The 6,841-nt window shown below is 58.7% G+C and carries 6 protein-coding genes; 1 reads left to right on the plus strand and 5 read right to left on the minus strand.

The window, feature by feature from the left end; translation table 11 throughout:
- The 3 genes from IVA95_RS06110 to IVA95_RS06120 all read right to left on the minus strand — a co-directional run.
- A partial coding sequence (locus IVA95_RS06110; protein WP_247508845.1) for an IS110 family transposase occupies nucleotides 1-462 on the minus strand: 462 nt, incomplete at its 3' end.
- 526 nt (nucleotides 463-988) lie between these two features.
- The gene (locus IVA95_RS06115; RefSeq protein WP_247509700.1) at nucleotides 989-1,888 is read right to left on the minus strand and encodes an alpha/beta hydrolase; all 900 of its coding nucleotides are present in this window, start codon (nucleotides 1,886-1,888) and stop codon (nucleotides 989-991) included.
- A 488-nt stretch (nucleotides 1,889-2,376) separates the two neighbouring features.
- Nucleotides 2,377-4,077, minus strand: a complete 1,701-nt coding sequence (locus IVA95_RS06120) for a sialidase family protein (protein WP_247509701.1) — start codon at nucleotides 4,075-4,077, stop codon at nucleotides 2,377-2,379.
- Between the two features lie 488 nt (nucleotides 4,078-4,565).
- On the opposite strand from IVA95_RS06120, the gene IVA95_RS06125 reads away from it, so the two are divergent.
- Nucleotides 4,566-5,378, plus strand: coding sequence for a nickel-binding protein (locus IVA95_RS06125; RefSeq protein ID WP_247509702.1), 813 nt, complete (start codon nucleotides 4,566-4,568; stop codon nucleotides 5,376-5,378).
- Nucleotides 5,379-5,707: 329 nt separating this feature from the next.
- On the opposite strand, the gene IVA95_RS06130 is transcribed toward IVA95_RS06125, so the two are convergent.
- Nucleotides 5,708-5,878 carry a hypothetical protein gene (locus IVA95_RS06130; RefSeq protein WP_247509703.1) on the minus strand — a complete coding sequence of 57 codons (171 nt, stop codon included), beginning with the start codon at nucleotides 5,876-5,878 and terminating at the stop codon, nucleotides 5,708-5,710.
- Nucleotides 5,800-6,393 carry an NUDIX hydrolase gene (locus IVA95_RS38970; RefSeq protein ID WP_346657984.1) on the minus strand — a complete coding sequence of 198 codons (594 nt, stop codon included), beginning with the start codon at nucleotides 6,391-6,393 and terminating at the stop codon, nucleotides 5,800-5,802. Before IVA95_RS38970 ends, IVA95_RS06130 begins: the two co-directional genes overlap by 79 nt.
- Nucleotides 6,394-6,841: the final 448 nt, after the last annotated feature.

The following is a 6,841-nucleotide window of genomic DNA, read 5'->3' on the forward strand; positions in this document are numbered from 1 at the left end:
GATGCCCCGCTCCAGCAGGAACGCACGGATCTGATTGATGACGCCGGTACGCTGACCGACCAATCGATAGCGGACGCGGTGCAGTGCCTGAAGGTCGAGCTGTTCGGCGGTCTTGGTCGCGACGAACTTCATCGTCGGGCGTTGGACAGCCTCGGCGATGGCTTCCGCATCTCGGAAGTCATTCTTCTGTCCCTTCGAATACGGGCGCACGTACTTCGCCGGCATCAGGCGGGCGTCGTGGCCAAGCATCTGGAGTTTGCGGCTGAGATGATGGGCGCCTACGCAGGCCTCCATACCGATCAAGCACGGCGGCAGGTTGGCGAGCCGCGTTTCCACTTGGCCGCGTGACCACTTCTGCCGCAGCACGATGGCACCGCGGTGATCATGACCCACGATGTGGAGCGAGTTTTTGCCAATATCGATGCCGATCACGGCGATCGCTGCGTTGATTTTCTGAGACATGGCGTGCTCCTTGTCTTGAGCGCCCCTTGCCAGCTTCTCGTGCTGGCAGGGCCGGAGCACGGCCGGACCATCCCATTAGCCGACATCCACTGCGTATCAGTCTCCACCCTACCGGAGAGATGGTGCAAGTCGATACCTCGCGCGAGTGCCAATCAGCCAATACGTCAGGCTGAGCGGTTTGCCGGCCGGTCTCTTCCGCTCCCCAAACAGGTCCGGATCGGCGAGCCACAGGCTCACGGCGGAGACTGTGGCCATGATGGCCAGGTATCTCCAAAACGCCGGCACATCCAGGCTCCCTGCCAGCACGAAAAGGCTCGCTGCCATCAGGAAAAGCCACAGCAGTGTCGCCCTCAGCCCAGAGGTCGCTATTCTTGCAGGCATCGTTGCGCTCACCGTCTGGACCAAGGCAACGCCCGCTTGGCCTCGTGCGGAGGACGATCAATAGAAAAAGAGCCATTCCCGGCGGCCCTTACTCTCTCGGAAGCGCCTGGCCGCCGCCCTGCCGCGCTAAACAGCGCGGCCCTTCTTAACGCTTTGACAGGTACTCGACGACGGCAGCGCCGAACCCAGCTGGATCACGAGCCGGCCCGGCATGGTTGGCGTTCGGGAGGATGGCCCGCTGAGCGTTCGGCACGCATTTGCTGATCGCATCGCTGATAAGTGCGTAAAAGGTCTGCGTCTTCTCGCCCTTCAGCACCAGCGTCGGCTGCGTCAAATTCTTCAAGCTGTCGCAGGTGATGCCTGACGGTGGGCTGGCGAAAAGCACCGGTAGCGTGCGCGCGTTGTCGAGCACCGTCGTCCGGATCGCTTCCGGCTCGTGTTCGAATCCGCCCGGCGGGGTTTGAGACACCGCCTCGAAAAACAGCCCGGCGGCTTGCATGGCGTCACCGGCCTTGAGCGCCGCCATCGCCGGACCGATGAACTTGGCGCGGTCTTCGGCGGCCGTCTTGGCCTCCGGGCTATCTGGCGCGAGCACCGAGGCGGGGCCGCTTTCATAAAGAATTAGGCTGCGGACCAACGACGGCGTATTTTGCGCGGCGATGATGGCGACCTGACCGCCATACGACCAGCCGACGACATGAGCGGGTCCGGCATTGAGCGCTGAGATGAATTTGGCGAGATCATCAGCATGCGTTGCGACACTGTATTTCTTTCCGTCATCGTTCCAAGCGCCAGTGCCGTGGTATCGTTGCGTGTATGCGATGAACCGATATTTCTTGGCGACCGTCTCGCTGACCGCCGACGGCCACGTGCGCAGGTCGGAGATTGCGCCGTGGACAAAGACGACGGGCTCGCCGGAGCCCTGGTCGACGTAGGACAGGCGCAGTCCGTTGACATCGACGTCCTTGACCAAAGGGGCAGACGTTACGTTGGATGGAACCACAAGGCACAGCAGCACGGAGGCGATGACCGACATGCGGACCATGGCTTCCTCCCAATTTTTCGCTGACTTCTTCCCCCGGCTGTTCCTCTTGATTATTTTCGTCGGAGGATACGTGATCGTGAGCCCACGTCGCACCATTGTCAACCTCAGACCCATAGCCTTTGAGCCCACAACCCGGCATGGACAGAGCAGATGACCAGCACACCTCGCAGGGCGAAGGCTTAGTAAGCCGACGTGAATGCGCTAACGTCGCCTTCTGGCACAAATGCGAAGTGCCGACTCATTGAGCAATGTCCGCTTTCAGGGGTAACCCGGAAGACATTTGCTCGCAGTGAGTTCTTCTCTGTCTGACCCGAGGCGGACGTGCGACTGGTGGCACATGCCGCTTCTGAGCTGCACCTGACTGTTAGGGCGCCCCACCACGATACGCTGCCGCCTGAGCAGGCACCTTTCGCGGCGGCGGTGTTCCTACGCCCAATGGCGGGGTGACGCAGTCGGTACCGCTGCTCTGTGGCGCGATTGGGTAACGTTCACAGGAATAGAAAATGGTCAGCGCTGAACTCAGCCGCGGTGCGGAAGAGCAGCACGCTATTGCCGCCTCCGAGATCCAGCTCGGTGCCGGGCGATGTCGCGCTCACCGCTGCTAATGGATCGAAGCTTGCGCCGAAGTCGACCATTTTGACAACATCCCCAAATCCATCGAAGTCGGTGATCATGGCGTTGCGGGTTTGATTGTCCCGGAAGGCGAAGACATCTGCGCCGTCGTTGCCGGCCAGGATGTCGTGACCGTGTTTACCCTTTACGACCTTGTCGTTATCGTCATGTTTGTCGTCGGCGATTTTACCCGCGCGCGATACTTGACCGAAAAAAATCTCTTCATTGTTCCCGGTGGTGAAGTTGGCGGCTCGGGCGTCCGTCCAGCCTACAAAGGCGGCGCCACCGAATGCGGCCAGTCCCATGTACTCCGTGTAATTGTTCGGATCTCGCAAAGGGTTATTCATCGACTCGTCCGATTGCGCCGTGGTCAGTTGCTCGTTGGGTCCCCAGCTAGTGCCGCCGTTGACGCTCACGGCTGTGAAGATGTCTACTTGCTGGTTATTGGCTGCGTCGTTGCGCGCGTCGTACCATGCAGCGTAGACATCGCCGGTGGTCTGATCCAGTGCCAGGCGAGGTAGAAATTGGCTTGTGGTGCCGCCGTCGTCGTTGATTTGGATGGGACAGCTCCAATTGCAGCCACCGTCATCGGAGAAACGGACAAAGATATTGGTGTCGTCGGTCGCCGTACTAGCCCGGTCCGTATAACTGATATAGATGCGCCCGTCGTTGGGCCCGCCACTGCGGTCGGCATCGATAGTAACTGTTGACCAGACACCCCTGTCAGGCTGTGCTGGCAACTTGCTGGTTGCCTGAAACTGGTCCGTGATTTGAATGTCGCTTACGGCGACGTCGGTGCCATCAGCGAGTGTAGCGCCGTCAAGGACATCATGGAAAATACGCCCATCGGGCGAGGTCCCCTCCAGGTTAGCCTCCCAGGCAACATGGAAATCACCCGCATCGTCCACCACGGCCCAAGGAAGGAATGTCCTTTGGGTGGCGTCGTTGATATTGTTGTTGACGATCGGGAAGGTAGCTCCCCCATCTAGGGATAGGGCCGCCTGGATGTTCTCCTCGGTAACCACTCTTGCCCAGAGGACCAGCACGTCATCCGCCCCATGGGCGTCGGCCCTTGTCGTCACCATCGCTGTATGCAGTCTGCTATTGGCCGGGTCTGTCGTGACTTCCGTGACCTGGGCGTAAGTGTTGCCACCATCGGTGCTCTTAGCGAGCATCAAATGGGACGTAGTACCTGTGTTGACACTGTAAACAACGTAGACGTTGCCGTCACTGTCGAAGGCCACATTTGGATCGAACCGGATAGCGGCCCCGTGACCGTCCTGGTTCTCGTCGATGAAGACGGTAGTCCAAGTGGTTCCGCCATCGTCAGAAAAGTAAGTCGCCATCCGGCTAAGGTCTTCGTTGTTATTGGATGTAGCAACGATATTGAGCGGATTGAGAGGATTCACCGAGATGCCGACTTCACCCTCGACACCCACCTGATTGCTCACATCAATGTTGGCTCCGGCGATAAGAGCCGTGCTGTCGGCGGGAAACACCTTTGAAGTATTGTTTGCCGAATCTTGGCCGTAGCGGGCCTTCTCGAATGCTGTTACCTGCTCTTGAGAATAGGCCATAAGTGCCTCCGTCTGCTTGCGGCGGCCGCTTGGATCATGCGCTATTTGCGGAAGAAAGCTCTTCGACCGCGGCGCTCAACCAGCTCAAGCGGCCTCTGGTCTATTAGTTGTGGTCTTTCCAGAATACTACTTGTCGCATTTCGCAACAGTCCCCCTTTGGAGTACCCCAACAGTTCCAAGACTCCCGAAGCACCATGAACGCTCCCTCACAGTGGAAATTCTGGTGACGCGGCATTGGTCCGCTTCTGGCACGTTTGAGACATGCCAGGGCGGTCTCATGGTGTCCGTTGTTCGTGGAAGACCGGAAGTGACCGGCACGCAGCCAAACTGACGCGATGACATCAGGGCGCAGGAATTGTCCCGGCTCGGGCTTACTGCACTTCCAAAGCTTTACCAAGCTGTTACATTAAATGGCGCTTTCGGCGAAACACCATGCTTGGTGCAGGTGTTAATCGAGTCCGTCTGAAGAAACGGGTGGAGCAACGCCAGTGCCAATTTTCCTCGACCGACACGATCTCTCAGGCCTGACAGCTTCCGATATCGCCGAGGCGCATCGAAAAGACTTGGAAGTGCAAGATCAATACGGAGTTCGTTTCTTGACGTATTGGTTTGATGAATCGCGCGGTACGGGCTTCTGTCTCATTGACGCACCGGATATTCAAACTGCGATGCGGGTTCATGACGAAGCTCACGGCGAAGTGGCGAAAGATGTGATCGAGGTGGACCTCTCAGCCGTTCAGGCGTTTCTGGGGAGAGTGTCTGATCCGGAACCGAGCGGCGAGGCCAACAACGTCACAATCGATTCGGCCCTGCGGGCCATTATGTTCACCGACATCGTTGGCTCTACCAGCATGACAGAGCGTCTTGGCGATGCCCGATCTGTGGAGATGGTTCGGGCACATGACGCGCTGGTTCGCCGCGCATTGAAGGACAAGGGTGGGCATGTGGTGAAGCACACTGGCGACGGCATCATGGCATCCTTTGCCGACGCGGCCGCCTCCGTGCAATGCGCCCGCGCCATCCAGCAAGCGTTTGAAGCCTTCAATCTGGCAAGCAAGGAGAAGCTTCAAGTGCGAATTGGTATTGACGTCGGAGAACCGATTGCGGACAGCAACGACCTTTTTGGTGCGACCGTTCAACTGGCTGCTCGTTTGTGTCAGTTGGCCGAGCCCGATGCCATTCTTGTATCAAGTGCCGTTCAGGATCGCATCCGGGATCGCTTGCATGTCACAAACATTGGTCCCTGCCATCTCAAAGGCTTCCTGCAGCCTGTTGACGTATACGGAATCGAATGGCGTTAACTGTCGCGACTGCCGACGACGTATCGAATGAGGCGACGACGTCCGCTGTTGGCACCAATGCGAAGTCCAGGCGGCCTCTGAAATTGTCTGCTTATCGGGGTAGACCGGAAGTGGTCAGCGGACGGTTAGAAGGACGCGATTGACCCGATTCAGACATGAGCGGCCAATCTTTGCTGTGACGCGCAACACAGCCCCTTATGCAAATGATGTGGTAGGGTATGGTTGTCGCTCCCAAGCCGTGCCATTCGCACCATCGATTGCCATCCGCTCGCGTCGGTCAGAAGCTTTCAGCCTTCAAGGATCGTGAACATTGCAGTAGCGTTGCGCGGTCACTCTGAATGGCAGCCCGGCGGAATCGTCCTGCCGAGATAGACGGCGACCGGCCCGGTCAGCGCCATGCCGCGCAACTCACTCAGCGATGTCAGCCGCGCGCCGATGATCTCGCGGTTGTCGAGCTGTAACTCGGGCAGCCGATCCAGTCGTAGTTCAAGGAAATGCACTTTATCTTTTCGCCCGTCCCAGAGGCCGCAGGCGTCGCCCACGGCGACCAGCGGGAATGCTCCGGCAGGCCGATCTCTTCTGCCAGCTCGCGCCGGGCCGCTGCTTCAGGCGTCTCACCCTGCCGGACAGTGCCGCCGGGGAAGTTCCACTCGATCCTATACGACGAGCGCACCAGCAGTAGCGCCTGACCGACGTAGACAGCCACAAGCGCCCCCTCATGCTGCTGGTGCCGCAGTCGCCACCAGATGCGGGCAAGCGGGAAACCGACGCGGTATGCTGTCCGCCAGGCAGCGTCGAGAAGCGTGGAACGTCGAGCTTGTCCAAGGTCTGACATGGACCAACCTTTACTACCTTTGCCGGTAAGAGGGACAGCTTTTCGCCGGCACCGGGTCTCGGGCTGTTGTCCCAGCTTGTGGTGCCCCTGAAGCCGAGCCGTCGACATTCGAACGATGCCCACCTCCATATTGCTGCGAGCCGACCAAGTGATCGAATAGACCTGCTTGCTGCAGGGCATGAGTCTGTTTTTGGCACGTTTGAGACATGCCGACGGACGCTGAATATGTCTGGTTACTGGGGGATAGTGTTGCAAAAGTCTTTTTGCGGCATGCGACTCAAATTCTTAGAACCATAGGCGCGACGATCGAATAATAACGTGGGGGACCACTCTGTCGGGCGCTAAACTCACCGGCGATTCCGACAACCGGTCTGAGGCTACATTGACCGGCGATTGTCGCTTATTTCGTTCTTTCGCGGAAAACTAGCCGCGCGTCCTTTCGGGACTTTTGCAACACTATCTGGGGAAGACCGGAAGTGTCTTGCCGACTGCCGAAACGGCGCTTCTGACCCTTATGTATGGACCGGCTGGCTCGCGGGCCGTGGCCTTGATGGGAGTACGCACGCATCGTTGGTCTCATTAGCGGACAGGTTGGCGAGCAACCATTAGGGTCACCAGACTTCATCGA

It is taken from the genome of Bradyrhizobium sp. 157, assembly GCF_023073815.1.
Taxonomy (GTDB): Bacteria; Pseudomonadota; Alphaproteobacteria; order Rhizobiales; family Xanthobacteraceae; genus Bradyrhizobium.

What these genes read in the sequence shown, in the direction of transcription:
- IVA95_RS06120 (WP_247509701.1), bottom strand. Translation starts at nt 4,077, where the DNA reads ATGGCCTATTCTCAAGAGCAGGTAACAGCATTCGAGAAGGCCCGCTAC.
- IVA95_RS38970 (WP_346657984.1), bottom strand. Translation starts at nt 6,393, where the DNA reads ATGCCCTGCAGCAAGCAGGTCTATTCGATCACTTGGTCGGCTCGCAGC.
- IVA95_RS06115 (WP_247509700.1), bottom strand. Translation starts at nt 1,888, where the DNA reads ATGGTCCGCATGTCGGTCATCGCCTCCGTGCTGCTGTGCCTTGTGGTT.